The following is a 16,565-nucleotide window of genomic DNA, read 5'->3' on the forward strand; positions in this document are numbered from 1 at the left end:
TCAGGCGGCCGCCACCTCGAACTCGGACGCCTGACCGGCGGGCCAGCCCGTGTTGCCGGTGAACGTCAGCCGCACGAACCGCTGCGACGTCGTCGCGAAGGACACCGACGCCGTGTTGCCGGAAGCCGGGTCGAACGCGTAGCCGCGCGAGCCCACCAGCGCCGTGTACGTGCCGCCGTCCGTGCTGCCCGAGATCGTCACCGTCTGGGTGCGGGCACCCCAGGCCGGCGACGGCGGCAGGCGAAGCGTCACCTTGTCGATCGACGACGCCGTGCCCAGATCCACCGTCAGCGTCTGCGGGAACGCGTTGTTCGCGCTCTCCCAGTACGAGCTCGCGTTGCCGTCCACCGCGTTCGACGGCGGAAAGCCACCGACGGACGCCGACGCGCCGATCGCCTTCCCGCGCGCGAGGTTGGTGCCGGGCAGCGGCGGCTGCGGCGGACCCGAGTTCGGCGCCGGCCAGGTCGAGCAGTCGCCCCAGGTGCCGGTCCAGCCGCTGTTGCCCGACCCGCTGAAGGTCATCCGCGGGATCGACGCCGGGTAGGGGCAGTTGTACGTTCCGGTCACGCCGACGCCGGACGCGGTCAGGTTGCTGATCGACACCGACCCCTGCGTCTGGGCCTGCGCCACGAACGTGCCGGCGCCCTGCACGGAGACGCCGTCGAGGGTGATGCCCTGGATCGGCTTGCCCGCGCCGTTTCCGTCGATGAACTGGATGGCCTCGTACGGGCTCTGGATCGCGGTGAACCCGGTGACGCGGATGGTCACGCCGGTGATCGCCTGGTCGCGGGCGTCGAACCAGAGCGCGCCGACTCCGAACTGCCAGTTCGGGTCGAGTGCCCCGGCCCGCAGCGCGGTGTTGTTCGACAGCGTCACCGTGCCGGACAGGGGCACCGAGTTGAACCGGTTCGCGACCAGGTAGCCGCCGCCGAGGGCGTTGGTGTCCTGGACGAGGTTGCCGCTGACCGTGTTGTTCGAGCCGCCGTACAGCGCGATGCCGTTCGCGAGGTTCGGCTGCACGACGGTGTTGTTCGCGATCGTGTTGCCCGAGTCGGCCTGGCCGTTGGACCACAGCGCGAGCCCGTCGTCGCCGTTGTTGCGCAGGTAGTTGTTGCGCAGCAATGAGTTCGTGACGGCGCCGTCGAAGTTGACGCCGTCGGCCTGGGTGTCGAGGATGCGGTTGTTCTCGATGGTGACGTTCGACGAGGCGCCGTTCATCAGCCACAGCCCGCACTTCGTGTTCTGGATCCACAGGCCGGAGACGACCGAGCCGGTGCCGAGGACGCCGTGGAACGCGTTGTCGGGGCTGCCGTCGTTGCGTTCGGTCACGTCGCCGAAGACGGCGAAGTCATACAGCTTGATGCTCCCGGACGCGCTGCCGTTGTTGAAGATGTTGTTGCCGTGCAACACCGTGTACCACGGGCCCGCGCCGCGGACGGTCGTCTGGTCGATCTGCAGGGCCGAGGAGATCTCGAACCGCCCGGACGGCACCCAGACTTCGCGCCCCTGCGAGCGGGCCGCCGCAAGCGCGGTGCGGAACGCCTGCGAGTCGTCCGAGGCGTCGTTCGCGGTGGCGCCGTAGTCGGTCACCGACAGCGCGGCCGACGGTTTCGTGCCCGCGCCGCCGACCTGCTCGAAGTCGGCGAGGTCGAGGGTCGCCTGGCCGACGTCGCCGGAGTCGGCCTGCACGCGCACCTTGGCCCCGGCGGAGGCGTTCTGCCCGAACAGCAGCCGCGCGTCGTCGAAGAAGTGGTGCGTCTTCGCGCCCGGGATCCACGGCGTGTCCACATAGGAATAGCGGGAGGTGACGGGCAGCGCCAGTTTGGTCCCGTTGACGGAAACCGTGAGGCGGCCGGATGAGCCGTCGGGCAGGCTGTAGTGGACGTTGATCGAGTTGGCCGCGGCTGGCAGTGTGAACTCGACGTACTGGCCGGTGGTGATCCGGACCGCCTGCCGCCCGGAGGCTTCCGAAGCCACGCTGGCCTGGGTGTGGTCGGGGCCGACCGCGGTGCCGTTGGTCGCCGAGCACTCGGCTTCGACGGTCCGGAACGGCACGCTCGCGCCGCCGGACGCGGTATTCGGGCAGGTGGCCGCCGCGGCCGGAGTGGCGCCGGCCAGCACCGTCAGGCCGGACGCGGCGAGCGCGGCGGCGAGCAAAGCCGGAAAGCGGGACATCGTCATCACCTCTCAGGACGAATAGGCTTCGAGTTCGGACAGCTGCCCGGCGGGCCAGCCGGTGTTGCCGGTGAAAGTCAGCCGGAGGGTGCGCTGCGAGGTCGCCGGGAAGGTCACCGTCGCGGCGTTCCCGGAGGCCGGGTCGAACGGGTAGGCCGCCGCGGCCTTGACGCCGTCGACCGAGATCGTCTGGGTCCGCGCACCCCACGACGGCGGCAGCTTCAGCACCAGCCGCGAGACGGTCACCGTGCTGCCGAAGTCGACGGTGAACGACTGCGGGAACGCGTTGTTCGTGCTCTCCCAGTACGAGCTCGCGTTGCCGTCGACGGCGTTGGCCGCCGGATAGCCGCCCTGCGACCCGGACGCGCTGACGGACTTGTGCAGCGCCAGGTTCCCGCCCGGCTGGGTCGGCGTGGTGGTCGTCGGCGGCGTGGTGGTCGTGCCGCCGTTGTCCGTGCCGTACACCGGCGACGGCCACGAGCCGCAGTACGTCGTCGTCCAGCCGGAGTTGCCGCCCTGGTCGGCCAGGCCGCTCAGCGCGTCCGGGCCCAGGCAGTTGTAGACTCCCGCGCGGCCGACTCCGGTCGCGACGACGTTCTTCACCGACCCCGACGGCTTCGCCTGCAGCTGCCACGCGAACGTCCCGGCGCCGGTGATCCGGAGGCCGTCGAAGTGCACGTCCGTGGTGGCGCCGTCGATGAACTGGATCGCCTCGTAGTTGTTGTCCACCAGGTCGTTGTCCGTGACGTCGAGCCGCCCGGTGATCGCCGAATCGCGGCCGTCGAACCAGAGCGCGCCGACGCCGAACTGCCAGTTCGAGTCGAGCACGCCGGTGCGGATCGCGGTGTTGCGCGCGACCGTCGTGGTGCCCGCCAGCGGCACCGCGCTGAACCGGTTCGCGATGTGCAGGCCGCCGCCCTGGTCCTGGGTGTCGGCCACGACGTTGTCGGAGACGGTGTTGTCGTGCCCGCCGTAGACCGCGATGGTGTTGGCGAGGATCGGCAGCAGCACGGTGTTGAAGGAGAACGTGTTGTGGTGGTCGGCGTCGTGCTCGGACCACATCGCCAGGCCGTCGTCGCCGGTGTTGCGCAGGAAGTTGTTCGTCACCAGGGTGTTGCTGATGCCCTGGTGCAGGTTCAGCCCGTCGGCGGTCTGATCGAGGATCCGGTTGCCGGACACGGTGAGCCCGTCGAACGGCCCGTCGAGCCACAGTCCGACCTTCGTGTGCTGCAGCCACAGGTTCCGCACGACCGAGCCGCCGCCCAGCGCGCCGCCGACGGCGTTCGACTGGTCGCAGTCGACGCGGGCGTCGACCTGGCCGATGATGGCGAAGTCGGAGAGCTTCACCGCGCTGCTCGTCCCGGGCACGGCCGGGTTGCCGGGGTAGGTCGGCGTGCCGCAGCTCGCCGGCTCGCCCTTGCCGAAGATCCCGGCGCGCGGCCCGGTCAGCACCGAGTACCAGGGCCCGGCGCCGCGGATCGTCACCTGGTCCACCGTGACGTGGTGGCCGAGGGTGAAGGTGCCGGCCGGGATCCAGACTTCCTTGCCCTGACTGCGAGCGGCAGCCACCGCTGAATCGAAGGCGCCCGCGTCGTCGCTCGTGTCGTTCGCAGTGGCGCCGTAATCGGTGACGGACACCGAATTCGCGGGACGCGCGGCCGCCGCGCCGACCTGCTCGAAGTCGGCCAGGTCCACCGTCGCCGGGACGTCGCCTGCGTCGACCTGCAGCTTGATCTTCGTGCCGGCCGGGTACGACGTGCCGAGCAGCGCGCGGGTCTCGTCGTAGAAGTGGTGCGCGTGCCCGTCGCCCGGGTTGTTGGTGAACGGGTATGAGCCGTAGTACCAGGCCCACTTCGACGTAAGCGCGATGTCGCGATCGTGGACGCCGCCCACGTACAGCGAGATCGTGCCGTTGACGGAATCCGGGACGCTGTAGCGGAAATCGATCGAGTTCGCCGGTGCGGTGAGGGTGAACTCGACGTACCGGCCTTGGCCGGAGAGCGTGACCGCCTTCCGCCCGGAGGCTTCGCCGGCGAGGGTGCCCGCCGTGCGGTCCGGGCCGATGACCGCCCCGTTCGTCGCGGCGTTTTCCGCTTCCTGTTCCAGGAACGGCACGGTCGCGCCGCGGCCGGCGGCGAGCGCGCCGGCCGGAACCGCGGCGACGGTGACGCCCACCGCCGTGGTGACGGCCAACGCGAGAGCGCCGAGACGGAATTTGGGCGCGCTGAAGACAGAGCTGGGAGACATGGGCGGCACTGGCCTTTCCGCAGCTGGTGGGGACTTCTGTGATCGGGATCATACGAATGCGGGACAAGAAATCGCAATAGTCGAACGAACTTACGCAAGTTTGCGACAGGAAGTGACGACTGGGCCGCATGTCCGACGTCCGCTTACGCCCGGCGGAGCAACGCCTTCGCCGGTGGGCCGCGCTGATAGTTTTCAGGCATGAGCCAGCGACGTGCGGACGGGAGCGCCGGGGACGCCGACTACGGCGCCATCGGCGGGGTCTACACCGACTACCGCCAGCCGGATCCCCGCATCGGCCAGTACATCGTCGACGCGCTGGGGGACGCGCGGACCGTGCTGAACGTCGGTGCGGGCGCCGGGGCGTACGAACCCGAAGACCGCGAAGTGACCGCTGTCGAGCCGTCGGCGTCGATGCGGGCGCAACGCCCGGCGGGCCTGCCGCCGGCGGTCGACGCCGTCGCCGAGAAGCTGCCGTTCCCGGACCGGGCGTTCGAGGGTGCGATGAGCACGTTCAGCGTCCACCAGTGGAACGACCTGTGGGCCGGGCTGAAGGAAATGCGCCGCGTCACGCGCGGTCCGATCGCGATCCTGACCTGCGATCCGGATCTGCTGCGCCGCTTCTGGCTGCTCGACTACGCGCCCGAGGTGATCGAAACCGAAGCCGGGCGCTACCCGTCGGTCGACGACATCGCCGACGGCCTCGGCGGGCACACCACGGTCGTCGGCGTGCCGATCCCGATCGACTGCACCGACGGCTTCAACGAGGCCTACTACGCCCGCCCCGAACGACTGCTGGACCCGGGCGCGCGGCTGTCGTGCTCGGCCTGGAGCTTCGTCGACGACCGCGTGCACCACCGCTTCGCCGCGGAACTGCAGCACGACCTCGACGACGGCACGTGGGAACGCCGCTACGGCACGCTCCGCGAGCAGCCGTCGTTCGAGGGCTCGCTGGTGCTCGTCGTTTCGGACCCCACGGCGTGACCCCGCCGCCGTTCGACCCCGAGCTGGCGCCGGTCATCGAGGCGTTGCGCGCGCTTCGCCCGTCACTGTCGCGCCTGGACGAAATCCCGGGACGCCGGGAGCTGAACGCCGCGGACAACTGGACCGTCGAAGAACTGGCGGCCGCGTACCCGGACCACCAGGTCTCCGAGGAGCACGCGGGAGAGGTCCCGCTGCTCGTCCTGCGCCCGACCGGGAGCGCGGGCGTCCTGTACTACGTCCACGGCGGCGGCCTGATCGCCGGCAGCCACCTCGGCCAGGACGCGCGGAACGTGCTGGCCTGGGCGGGGGACCTGAACCTGACCGTCGTCTCGCCCGGCTACCGGCTCGCGCCCGAGCACCCGTACCCGGCGGCGCTCGAGGACTGCCACGCCGGTCTCTTGTGGACGGTCGAGAACTGCGCCGGCCCGGTGGTGCTCGGCGGGGTCAGCGCGGGCGGCGGGCTGGCCGCGGCGACGACGCTGCTGGCCCGGGACCGCGGCGGCCCGGCCTTGGCCGGCCAGCTGCTCGTGTGCCCGATGCTCGACGACCGCAACGACTCGGCGTCCGCCGTCGACCTCGACGGCCGCGGTCTGTGGGACCGGACGGCGAACACCATCGGCTGGACGGCGTACCTCGGTGACCGCCGGGGCACCGGCGACGTCCCGGCCTACGCGGCCCCGGCCCGCGCCGAAGACCTTTCCGGACTGCCACCGACGTTCCTGGACGTCGGCTCGGTGGAGACGTTCCGCGACGAGGTCATCGCCTACGCGGGCCGGATCTGGCAGGCCGGCGGGGACGCCGAGCTGCACGTGTGGCCGGGCGGTTTCCACGGCTTCGACTCGCTGGCGCCGGAGGCGAAGGTCAGCCGGGCGGCCCGCGCCGCCCGGCTGAGCTGGCTGCGCCGCCTGCTAGGCCAGTAGGTCCTGCAGCTCGCGCACCGCACGCGCGAGTTCGTCGGCGAAGCGGTACATCTCCGCCGAGACGTGCTTCGGCGTGCTCAGGTAGATGTTCCAGCGGTCCGGCAGCAGCACGTAGGCGATGCCGATGCACTGCGCGCTGGTCGAACCGAAGCCGAAGTACTGGATGTTGACCGACGGCGCCGAGCTGGTGCTCAGGTAGTCGTCGCGCATCTTCAGCCAGCCCGGCGAGCTGAAGAGCGCCGGGGTTTCGGTGTCCCCACGGCGTTTCCCGATCAACTGCAGCTCCCACAGGTGCTGTTCCGGAGCGTCCCCGGCCTGGCACTCCTTCGCGCGGGCGACGTGCTTCGCGGCCGCGGCACGGAACGCTTCGCGCTTCTCGTCGAGGGAAGCGTTCTCGTCGGTCAGGACGTCGGCGAAGCGCACGACCTCGGGGGTGACGACCCGCATGGCCTCGGTCCGGCCGTTCCGGAACTGCCGGGTGGCGATCGATTCGTAGGTCGCGCCGGTCAGGCCTTTCGCGCGGCGGTGGGCCAGCTGGTAGGACAGCTGCGCGAAGGCGTCCGGGGACATCCCGAGCTCCTTCGCCCGGTTCGCCCCGACGTCGAACGACACCGTCTGCGTCGCGGTGGCCTCCGCGTACGCCCGGTACGCGGCTCCGGCGGCGCGCGCGTCTTCACGGAGTTCGCCGGTCAGCGAGAACTCGACCGCCTCGAAGCCCGGCACGCCGTCGGCCGGCTCCCGCGGCTCACGCGAGCCGCTCAGGAGGGCGTCGGTGAAGCCGAGGATGGTGGTGCCGTCGAGTTCGCAGTGCTCGACGTTGATCCCCGCGGTGCCGTCCTCGAACACGATCAGCGACACGGCCTTGTCGTACCAGCGGTTGTCGCCGTACAGCAGCCGGTCACCCGCTTCGAGAGTGTCCGACGGCGTGAAGTCGTCCAGGCACAGGCAGAACAACGCGGTCTCGATCGTTTCGAGCGCGCCGGCGTTGCCGGCTTCGAGCAGCGCGGCCCGCGAAGCCGCCCACTCGGCGCGGGCCTTCGTGGTGAAGTGCCCGGCGAAGGTGTCCGGTTCGCCGGTGAAGCGGCCGGTCTTGAGGATCGCGTGCAGGCCCTCGGCGATCTGCGCGGGCGAGTACGGGCGCCCGTCCTCGGCGATGACGTCCATCCGGAACGGCGTGTTGCGGTGGAACACGACGATGTGCCGTTCGCGCGAAGGGCCTTCCCAGCCTTCGCGGTACGGCGTGCGTGCGCTGTCCAGGACTTCACCGGGGATCCGCGTCGCCGAGAACAGGAACTTGTGCTGCACCATCGACTGCGGCGTGCCGCGCAGCAGCACCGGCGGCACGAGCTCGTCGTCGAGCCGCAGCTTGTAGTCCACGGCGGCCGCGGTCAGCTCGGCCGCGCGGTCCACCTGACCCAGCGGCGAATCCTGGAACAGGAAGAAGAAGTTGGCGTTGAGCGCGATCCGGTCGCGGCGGCCGAGGTAGCGGTACGGCCAGAACGTGTCGAGCCAGCTGCGCACCCCGGGCGCGCGGTCGTACTCCTCGAGCCGGGCCTGCAGCTCCGGCCCTGGACCCGCCAGGAACTCCGCCACCGCCGCTTCGGTCTCGGCCAGCTCGTCCGGCGTCAGCAGAGGGGCGCACCACTCGAGGAAACGGCGGCCGCTGACCTCCAGCGTGGGAAGCGGGACCCGGGGGAGCCGGTCCTCGTTGCCGAAGGTGCTTGTGGACCATTCCGGACTGCTCACGGTTATCCTTCTGAGTCGGGGAGGTGGAGCTCGGCCAATCCTGCTGGCCGGGAAACATACAGCTGCGCGTAGAGCCACCCGTCGGACTCCAGCCCGCCGGGGTCGACCCCGGCGGCGCTCAGCGTGTCCAGGATCTGCGCCTGCTCCTCGGCGGAGGCGAACCGCCGCTGCCGGAAGACCCCGCTGACGCCCACGGTTTCGTACCCCAGCTCGGCCAGGCTGTCGGCGATCGGCTCGTAGGAGAACATCCGCAGCACGAAGTGCGCCATCCACGGCCGCGCGCCGCGCGCGACCCGGCCGAGGGTCTTTTCGGTGACGTACCCGACGCAGCCGGTCGAGACGACGAGGTCGACGTCGTCCAGGAGCTTCTGTTGGACGACGTCGGGGTCGTCGCGTTCGAGGTCGGCGTGGATCGCCTCGTCGAGGAAACCGGCGGAAAGCGCGTACTCGAGCGCCGGGGCCGAGCTGTCCAGGCCGTAGTACCGCGGGCCGCCGGTGCGGGTCCGCTTCCGGTCGGCCTCGACCAGCGCCGCGTGGTCCAGTCCGCGCACAGCCGGGTCGGTGTAGTGGGCGTAGAGGTCGTCCATCGTCGCGTCGCACCGCTGCAGGGCCGCGTTGACACCGTAGGAGCAGCCGATGTCGAGCACGGTCGGGCGCTCGGCGGGGTGCTCGGCGATCAGGCTCGCGAAGTACGGCTTCGCCAGCTGGGGAATGCCGTAGTCCACGCGGCGCAGCGTGCCGAAGAACGGCCGCGGGTCGGGCGCGGTGTAGATGTGGTCGAACGAGATCTTGCCGGTCGAGTCGAAAGGCACAGGCCAGGCTCCTGGTTCAGTCGAGCAGCTCGTCGCCGCGGGCGGTGCGCTCCGCGAGGTGGGCGGGCAGGACGCGGCCGAACAGCTGCCGCGTCCGCTCCGCGCTGCCGATGACCCCCGGGCGCTCGCTGTAGGCGAAGATCGCCGAGTGCCGCGCGATCGCACCCTCCACCGTACTGACCCGGTGCAGGGCGAAGCGCCCTTTGAACAGCTGGAGATCACCGGGCCGCAGGTCCAGGCGCCGGACCGGCCGGGTGTCGCCGGCCAGCACCGAGCGCACCGCGGCGAAGTTCTCGTCCGCCGCGGACCGGATGTTCGGGCAGTACTCGAAGGTTCCGCCGTCGGCGGCGGCCTGCGTCAGCATGCTGACGGTGTGGGTGTTCGTGTCGAAGTGCCACGGGTGCGCGCGGCCGGGCGCGATCACGTTGAGCGTCAGCCCGGACAGCGGGTCCGCGAGTTCGTGCAGCTCCGGCAGCCCGAAGCAGTCGGCGACGAACCGCTGGAACAACGGGCTCGTGTAGAGCCGGCTGATGATCGACGACGCCGGGACGCGGTCGCGCGCGACGAAGGCGTTGCCGCGTTCCATGATCGTCCGGCCGGGGTGGTCTTCGGGCAGCGGCTCGTCGATCGCGGTGTTGTAGGCGTTGACCTGTTCGATCTTGGTGTAGGCGTGCGGTTCGAGCGCGGCGCACTCTTCGCGCAGCGCCTCGCGCAGCTCGGGACGGATGAAGTCGGTGAGGACGCTGCAGCCGGCTTCGGCCAGCTCCGCGCGAGTGCGGCCGACGACCTCCCGCCAGGCAGGACTGTCCGGTTCGGTGAGCGGGTAGCGGTCGGTGCCGACCATTTCCAGTGGCGCTACGGAGGTGCTCATCGTCGAGGTCCCTTCCGGCGGGGTGAAGGAACAGAGGTAGCACAGAAGCCTGCTGGTCAACCGTCGGTTTGTGAGCGGTGACACACGGTCGTCAATTGCCGATTCTGCTGGCCCAGGCGCTGAGCTTGACGGTGTCGGTGGTGCCCAGATCAGTCTCCAACGGCTGCTTCTGCACGGGTTCCCCGGGAATCGGGACCACCGCGATCGCGGCGCCGGTGTGCTTGTCGCCGCTGGTGACGGTCGCCGACCAGGCGAGCACCGACAGCGCCTTCTCGCCCGGCTGGAGCGTGAGGTCCTGCGGGCCCGGATCGGGGGCGAAGTAGGACGTCTCGTGCAGGACCTGGACGTCGAGCGGCGCACCGTCGCCCGCCAGGACCTTCAGGTCCGGGTAGCCGGTGACCTTGTGCGGCACGGTGTCCCGGTTGGTCAGGGTCAGGACGCTCGCGCGGTGTCCGAGCCCGGCTTCGACCTGACCGACCGAAAGGGACAGCCCGCTCGACGGCGGCGGTCCGTACGTCGGGCTCGGTGCCGGCGTGGGCACCGGCGGCGGTGGCGGTGGAGTGCTGCAGCCCGCGAGAAGCGCAAGGACAATCAGCGGCGCGAAGCGAGAAACCCCCATGCCGCGGAAGGGTAGCGGAGGTCTTGAATGACTCATTCAGGACGCCAGGCGTCCTGAATGAGTCATTCAAGACGTTTCACGGAGTCAGCAGCGGCAGGAGCGGCTTGCGCACCTGCGTCGCGACGCCGTCCGACGCCTCCGCGGCGGCGAGCCGCTCGGCCGACGGCCGTTCGTACCCCGTCGTGCGCTGGACCAGCGGCCGGCCCAGCGGCTCGACCAGCGCACGCATGTCGCTGATCGTCTTGTACGACCCGTGCGACGCGCCGGCCATCCGGCTGATCGTCTCCTCCATCAGCGTGCCGCCGATGTCGTTGACGCCGCCCTGCAGCACCGCGCGGCTGCCCTCGGTGCCCAGTTTGACCCAGGAGCTCTGGATGTTGTCGATCATGCCGTGCAGCAGCAGCCGGGACAGCGCGTGCACCGCGCGGTTCTCGTTCTGGGTCGCGCCCGGGCGGGCGAGGCCGGCGAGGTAGATCGGCGAGCTCTGGTGGATGAACGGCAGCAGCACGAATTCGCTGAACCCGCGTCGCCCGTGCTTCTCCAGGCCTTCGCGCTGCAGGCGGGCCAGCAGCTTCAGGTGCGCGACCCAGTGCGCCGGGGTGTCGACGTGGCCGTACATCATCGTGGACGTCGTCGGCAGTCCGACCTCGTGCGCGGTCGTGACGACCTTGATCCACTCCGACGTCGGCAGCTTGCCCTTGGTGAGCACCCAGCGGACGTCGTCGTCGAGGATCTCCGCCGCCGTGCCCGGCAGCGAGTCCACGCCGGACTCCTTCGCCTTGATCAGCCAGTCCCGCAGCGAGAGGTTGGTCCGCGAAGCGCCGTTCACGACCTCCATCGGGCTGTAGGAGTGCAGGTGGATCTCCGGCTGACGGCGCTTGACCTCGGCCGCGAGGTCGAAGTACGCGGTGCCCGGCAGGTCCGGGTGGATGCCGCCCTGCATGCAGATCTCGGTCGCGCCCGCGGCCCACGCCTCGTCGACGCGGTCGCCGACCTGCTCCAGCGAGAGCGTGTACGCGTCGGCGTCGGTGCGACGCTGCGCGAAGGCGCAGAAGCGGCAACCCGTGTAGCAGACGTTCGTGAAGTTGATGTTCCGCGTGACGACGAACGTGACGTCGTCGCCGACCGTCTCGCGCCGCAGGTCGTCGGCGAGCTTCGTGAACGCATCCAGCTCCTTGCCTTCGGCCGACAGGAGCGCGAGCGCGGCGTCGTCGGACAGCCCGGCCGGGTCCTTTTCGGCGCTGCGCAAGGCTTCCAGGACGGTCGAGTCGAACTTCTGCGGCCCGGTCTTGATCCGGTCGCCGATCTCCTTCCAGTCCCCGTAGACGGAGTCGAAGTCGCTGCGGCGGTCCTCGGTGCGGCCGCTCGTGTCGATCTCGGTGTGCAGGTCGGTGCGCCCGGACTCCTGCCAGCCGCCGTCCGGCTCCTGCCACGGGATGCCGACCGGCATCGCGCCCTCGCGCGCCATCCCCGTGTCGTAGTCGACGAGCGCGGCGACGTGCCGCGTGATCCGCGGGTCCAGCCACGGCTCGCCGGCCTTGACGTACTCCGGGTAGATGGTCAGCCGTTCCTTGAGGTCGAAACCGGCCTTCTCGGTGCGGCGGGCGAGCTCGTCGATCTGCGGCCACGCGCGTTCCGGGTTGACGTGGTCCGGGGTCAGCGGCGAGACGCCGCCCCAGTCGTCGATGCCGGCGCGGATCATCAGGTCGTACTGGTTGCCGATCAGGTTCGGCGGCGCCTGGATGCGCATCTTCGGGCCGAGCACCAGCCGCGCGACGGCGATGTTCGCGGCGAGTTCTTCGAGGTCGGCGTCCGGGGTCGCGCGCATCTTCGTGTCCGGCTTCGCCCGGAAGTTCTGCACGATGACTTCCTGGATGCCGCCGTAGGTCTTGGCGACCTTGCGGATCTCGAACAGTGCGTCCGCGCGCTCCTCGAATGTCTCGCCGATGCCGATGAGAACACCGGTGGTGAACGGGACGCTGCTGCGCCCGGCGTCTTCGAGGACTCGCAGCCGGACGGCCGGATCCTTGTCCGGCGAGCCGTAGTGCGGGCCGCCCTTCTCGCTCCACAGCCGGGTCGCGGTCGTCTCCAGCATCATGCCCATCGACGGCGCGACCGGCTTGAGCCGCTGGAAGTCCTGCCAGGTCAGCACGCCGGGGTTGAGGTGCGGCAGCAGGCCGGTCTCCTCGAGGACCCGGATCGCCATCGCGCGGACGTAGGACAGCGTGTCGTCGTAGCCGTGCGCGTCCAGCCAGTCGCGGGCGGCCTTCCAGCGGTCCTCCGGCCGGTCGCCGAGCGTGAAGAGGGCCTCCTTACAGCCCATCTCGGCACCCTTGCGCGCGATGTCGAGGACCTCGTCGGGAGACAGGAACGGCGATTCGAGCCGGCCCGGCACGGTGACGAACGTGCAGTAGCCGCAGCGGTCGCGGCACAGGCGGGTCAGCGGGATGAACACCTTGCGGCTGTAGGTGATGACGCCGGCGCGGCCGGCCTCGGCCAGGCCCGCGTCGCGGATGCGCGAGGCGTACTCGGACAGCGTGGTGAGGTCGTCACCGCGCGCGTGCAGCAGAACGCTCGCTTCGGCTACGTCGAGTGTCTTCCCGTCACGCGCCCGGGCGAGCGCCCGGCGCATCGCGGAGGCGGTCGGGGTGGTGGCGTCGGGTTCGGGTCCCATTCCGACCACGCTAGGACCGTCCTCGCGCGACCAGCCAGTGTGTGTTCCGCACCTCTCCGGGCTGAGCGGCCGGGGTGATCGTCGTCGCAGGTCAGCGGGCTCACGTGGTTGTCGATCAGCGCCCCGGCGTGTATTACCTAAAGGGTGGCATCGGTGGTTGGCAAGAAGATCGGCGGACGGACGTACTACTACCTGGCGGAGTCCGCCCGGGTGGACGGCAAGCCACGGGTGGTGACCCAGCGTTACCTCGGCACGGCCGACGAGATCGCCCGCGCCGTCCCGGGCGGCGAACCCGCCTCCGCTTCCTACCGGACGTACGGCGACATCGCCGCGGTGTGGGCGACGCTCTCCCGGCTGGACTTCGTCGCCCGCGTCGACGACGTCGTCCGCGCGAAGCCCCCGCTGGGACTGACCCTCGCCGTCGCCGTCCTGCACCGCGCGACCGCCCCGGAGACACCGATCGGCGAGTGGTGGGCCTCGGCCGCGGACGTCGTCCGGCCCCGGTTGTCCACAGTGGATGGCCTGTGGCGCGCCCTGGAACGCCTCACTCGAGAGCGCATCGCGGGCATCGAGGAGACCGTCGCCACCGCCGTGCTGGCGACGCTCGACGACCACGCGGCGCTCGCCGTCGACGTCCCGCAGTTCGCCGCGTTCGCCCCGGCGGACTGCACGCTGCCGTCGGCCTGCCAGGGCGTGCTCGCCGGCGCGGGCCTGCGGGTGACCCGCGACGGCGCCATCCCGCTGGCGTCGCGGCTGTACCGGCGTGACGACGGCACGGCCCCGACGTTCGCTTCGGTCATGGCGGAACTGGGCCCGGCCACGCTCGTGTTCCACTCCGGCCAGGCAGCCCAGCTGGACCTCGGCTCACGCAGCGGCTTCGTCGGGTCGCTGCCGCTGATCGACCACCCGGAGCTGCTGACCCAGCCGGCGTCCGCCCGCAAGCGCGTCGACCCGGAGCGGTTCGCCGGGCTCACGGCGTCGGACACGCACGCGGTCGTCGACGGCGTCCGCCGCCGGGTGATCCTGACCCACTCGGCGACGCTGCACGCGGCACAGTCCCGCGCGTTCGCCGACGAGCTGGCCACCGCGACCCGGGAGCTCGACGGCCTCGCCGAGGCACTGGCGGCGGGCACCCACCGGGGCGACCGGGCCCAGGTCCACGCCGAGATCGGCCGGGTGACCCGCGGGCGGCGCATCGAGCGCGTGCTCACCGCCGTCCTGAGCGGCAACCGGCCCGGCGAGATCCGGGTGGAACGCCGGATCGATTCTCTTGCCTTGGCTCGGCTGGACGAGGAGTTCTTCGGCAAGCAGGTGCTGGTCACCGACCGGGACTGGCCGGTCGCCGAGGTGGTGACCGCCTACCGGGCCCGCACCCACCTCGAATCGACGTTCCGCTGGCTGACCGGGCCCGCCGTCACCGGCCCGACCCCGCGCTGGGAGTGGACGCGGCAGCGGATCGCGGCCCACGGCCTGGTCTCGGTGCTCGCGGCGACGGTGACCCACCTGATGCGGCGCGAGGCCGACCGGGCGGGGATGAACCTGTCGGTGCGGGAGCTGCTGGATAGGCTCGCGGGCATCGGCGAGCTGGTGCTGCGCTACCCGTCGACCGGCGGGCGGCCGCGGGCGAAACGCCTGCTGACCGAGCTGGACCCGGAGCAGCAGGCGTTGGCGGACCTCTTTCAGCTCTCGCGGTAGATCTGCAGGGCGGAGAAGCTCTGGACCACCGGCATCAGCTCGATGACGTTGATGTTCACGTGCTTGGGCCGGCTCGCGGTCCAGTAGACGGACTCGGCGACGTCGTCGGCGGTCAGCGGCGTCGTGCCTTCGTACACCTTGTCGGCCTTGGCCTGGTCGCCGTCGAAGCGGACCTTGGAGAAGTCCGTGCCGCCGACCATGCCGGGCTCGATGTTGGTGACGCGCACGCCGGTGCCGTGCAGGTCGCTGCGCAGGTTGAGGCTGAACTGGTGGACGAACGCCTTGGTCGCGCCGTAGACGTTGCCGCCGGGGTAGGGGTAGGTGCCCGCGATCGAGCCGAGGTTGATCACGTGGCCGCGGCCGCGCTCGACCATGCCCGGGAGCAGCGCGCGCGTGACGTGCACGAGCCCGCGGACGTTGGTCGCGATCATCTCGTCCCAGTCGGTCAGGTCGGCCCGGTGGGCGGGCTCGAGGCCCTTGGCCAGGCCGGCGTTGTTGACCAGGACGTCCACCTCGGTCCACTTTTGCGGGAGGCCTGCGATGGCGCTTTTGACTGCCTCGGGGTCGCTGACGTCGAGCTGTACCGGGAGGACGGCGTCCCCGAGCTCGCCGGCCAGCTTCTCCAGCTTGTCCACGCTGCGGGCGACGGCGATCACGCGAGCGCCCTCGGCGACGAACCGGCGCGCGATGGCGTCACCGAAGCCGGCGCTCGCGCCGGTCACGAACACGGTCTGCTGGGTCATGGGGTCGCTCCGCTGTCGGTCAGGAAGGTGCTGAGTGCCTCGTCGAACTCGGTCTCACGTTCCAGGTTAGGCAGGTGGCCGGCGCCCCCGATCACCACCAGGGTCGAACCCTTCGTCATCCGGTGGATGAGCTCGGCGTCGCCGACCGGGGTGAACTCGTCCTCACTGCCGACGACCACCAGGGTGGGAACTCTTACGTGTTCCAGTGTGGGTGTGTAGTCGGGGCGCTCGGCGCGTCCCCTGAGCGCGGCCGCGGCTCCCGCCTTGGGGGCGTTGCGCATCATCCCGCGGACGTGCGCCTCGACGTCCGGCCTGGTCGCGCGAGTCTGTTTGGAGATCATCTTGGGGAGGAGCTCCTCGGCGTAGCGCTCCATGCCCTCTTCGGTGATGCGGTCCGCGGTGTCGTAGCGGGCCTGCTTGGCCTGCGGGGTGTCGAGGCCCGCGAAGGTGTCGGCGAGCAGGAGGGCTTGGACGCGGCCCGGGTGCTCGGCGACCAGCTGCATGACGATCTGGCCACCCATGGAGAGGCCGCCGAGGACGAACCGGTCCAGCGCCAGGTGGTCGGCCAGGTCGACGAGGTCCTGGGCGAAGACGTCGAGGCCGGTCCTGGTGTCGTGGCTCGTGGACTCCCCGTACCCCCGGAGGTCGGGGGTGACCACGCGGTAGCCGGCTTCGGCCAGGCGCTCGGCCTGGGGCCGCCACATCGAACGGTCGAAGGGGTGGCCGTGGACGAGCAGGACCGGCCGGCCGCTCCCGAGGTCGTCGTAAGCGAGGTTCATGCGGCCGACGTTAGGCGGAGCTTTGAGTCAGAGCAATGCGATGCAATGTAGTCGGAGCAATGTTTTTCCCTGGCGCTCGCGGACGGTTGGGGGCAGACTGGGCCGCGGAGGAGCTTCCTCGTGCGGCCTGACCTGCGCTGATCTTGTTAAGGGACCCCCCTGTTTCGGGCCCTTTCGGGGCATGTAAAGTTCTCCAAGTCGCCAGGGAAACCGGGTGACAGGGTAAGACTCGGGACACGAACCAAGCTCTCGCGGATCGCGATTGAGTGGGTGTCCCACCAAAACTGCTAGGAATAACTCGCT

12 protein-coding genes are annotated in these 16,565 nt (G+C 70.6%); 3 read left to right on the forward strand and 9 right to left on the reverse strand.

All coding sequences use genetic code 11. The annotated features are described in order from the left end of the window. Nucleotides 1-2,181, reverse strand: coding sequence for a discoidin domain-containing protein (locus ACLJQF_RS41455; RefSeq protein WP_410615781.1), 2,181 nt, complete (start codon nt 2,179-2,181; stop codon nt 1-3). A 6-nt stretch (nt 2,182-2,187) separates the two neighbouring features. After that, complete coding sequence (locus tag ACLJQF_RS41460) at nt 2,188-4,422, reverse strand: discoidin domain-containing protein (protein ID WP_410615782.1); 2,235 nt, start codon at nt 4,420-4,422, stop codon at nt 2,188-2,190. Nucleotides 4,423-4,620: 198 nt separating this feature from the next. Here ACLJQF_RS41460 and ACLJQF_RS41465 point away from each other — a divergent pair, with 198 nt between their 5' ends. Next, a complete protein-coding gene (locus ACLJQF_RS41465; RefSeq protein WP_410615783.1) occupies nt 4,621-5,403 on the forward strand; it encodes a class I SAM-dependent methyltransferase in 783 nt (260 codons plus the stop codon). Next, nucleotides 5,400-6,323, forward strand: coding sequence for an alpha/beta hydrolase (locus ACLJQF_RS41470; RefSeq protein WP_410615784.1), 924 nt, complete (start codon nt 5,400-5,402; stop codon nt 6,321-6,323). Before ACLJQF_RS41465 ends, ACLJQF_RS41470 begins: the two co-directional genes overlap by 4 nt. Here ACLJQF_RS41470 and ACLJQF_RS41475 read toward each other — a convergent pair. The 5 genes from ACLJQF_RS41475 to ACLJQF_RS41495 form a co-directional block, all read right to left on the reverse strand. Beyond that, nucleotides 6,312-8,075 (reverse strand): choline/carnitine O-acyltransferase, encoded by a 1,764-nt coding sequence (locus tag ACLJQF_RS41475; RefSeq protein WP_410615793.1) that lies wholly within the window; start codon nt 8,073-8,075, stop codon nt 6,312-6,314. The genes ACLJQF_RS41470 and ACLJQF_RS41475 overlap by 12 nt on opposite strands. Further along, nucleotides 8,072-8,881: a class I SAM-dependent methyltransferase gene (locus ACLJQF_RS41480; protein WP_410615785.1), complete on the reverse strand. Its 810-nt coding sequence runs from the start codon at nt 8,879-8,881 to the stop codon at nt 8,072-8,074. The genes ACLJQF_RS41475 and ACLJQF_RS41480 overlap by 4 nt, the downstream gene beginning before the upstream one ends. A gap of 16 nt (nt 8,882-8,897) precedes the next feature. Beyond that, the gene (locus ACLJQF_RS41485; RefSeq protein ID WP_410615786.1) at nt 8,898-9,752 is read right to left on the reverse strand and encodes an arpA protein; all 855 of its coding nucleotides are present in this window, start codon (nt 9,750-9,752) and stop codon (nt 8,898-8,900) included. Nucleotides 9,753-9,843: 91 nt separating this feature from the next. After that, nucleotides 9,844-10,371: a DUF4232 domain-containing protein gene (locus ACLJQF_RS41490; RefSeq protein ID WP_410615787.1), complete on the reverse strand. Its 528-nt coding sequence runs from the start codon at nt 10,369-10,371 to the stop codon at nt 9,844-9,846. Nucleotides 10,372-10,447: 76 nt separating this feature from the next. Next, nucleotides 10,448-13,045 (reverse strand): bifunctional FO biosynthesis protein CofGH, encoded by a 2,598-nt coding sequence (locus ACLJQF_RS41495; RefSeq protein ID WP_410615788.1) that lies wholly within the window; start codon nt 13,043-13,045, stop codon nt 10,448-10,450. A gap of 153 nt (nt 13,046-13,198) precedes the next feature. Here ACLJQF_RS41495 and ACLJQF_RS41500 point away from each other — a divergent pair, with 153 nt between their 5' ends. After that, complete coding sequence (locus ACLJQF_RS41500; protein WP_410615794.1) at nt 13,199-14,740, forward strand: transposase; 1,542 nt, start codon at nt 13,199-13,201, stop codon at nt 14,738-14,740. On the opposite strand, the gene ACLJQF_RS41505 is transcribed toward ACLJQF_RS41500, so the two are convergent. Together ACLJQF_RS41505 and ACLJQF_RS41510 are read right to left on the reverse strand one after the other, a co-directional pair. Further along, complete coding sequence (locus ACLJQF_RS41505) at nt 14,725-15,483, reverse strand: SDR family oxidoreductase (RefSeq protein WP_410615789.1); 759 nt, start codon at nt 15,481-15,483, stop codon at nt 14,725-14,727. The genes ACLJQF_RS41500 and ACLJQF_RS41505 overlap by 16 nt on opposite strands. Then, nucleotides 15,480-16,262 (reverse strand): alpha/beta fold hydrolase, encoded by a 783-nt coding sequence (locus ACLJQF_RS41510; RefSeq protein WP_410615790.1) that lies wholly within the window; start codon nt 16,260-16,262, stop codon nt 15,480-15,482. Before ACLJQF_RS41510 ends, ACLJQF_RS41505 begins: the two co-directional genes overlap by 4 nt. Nucleotides 16,263-16,565 lie beyond the last annotated feature (303 nt).

The sequence above is a fragment of the Amycolatopsis sp. lyj-109 genome (assembly GCF_046548995.1).
In the GTDB taxonomy this organism is placed as follows: domain Bacteria; phylum Actinomycetota; class Actinomycetes; order Mycobacteriales; family Pseudonocardiaceae; genus Amycolatopsis.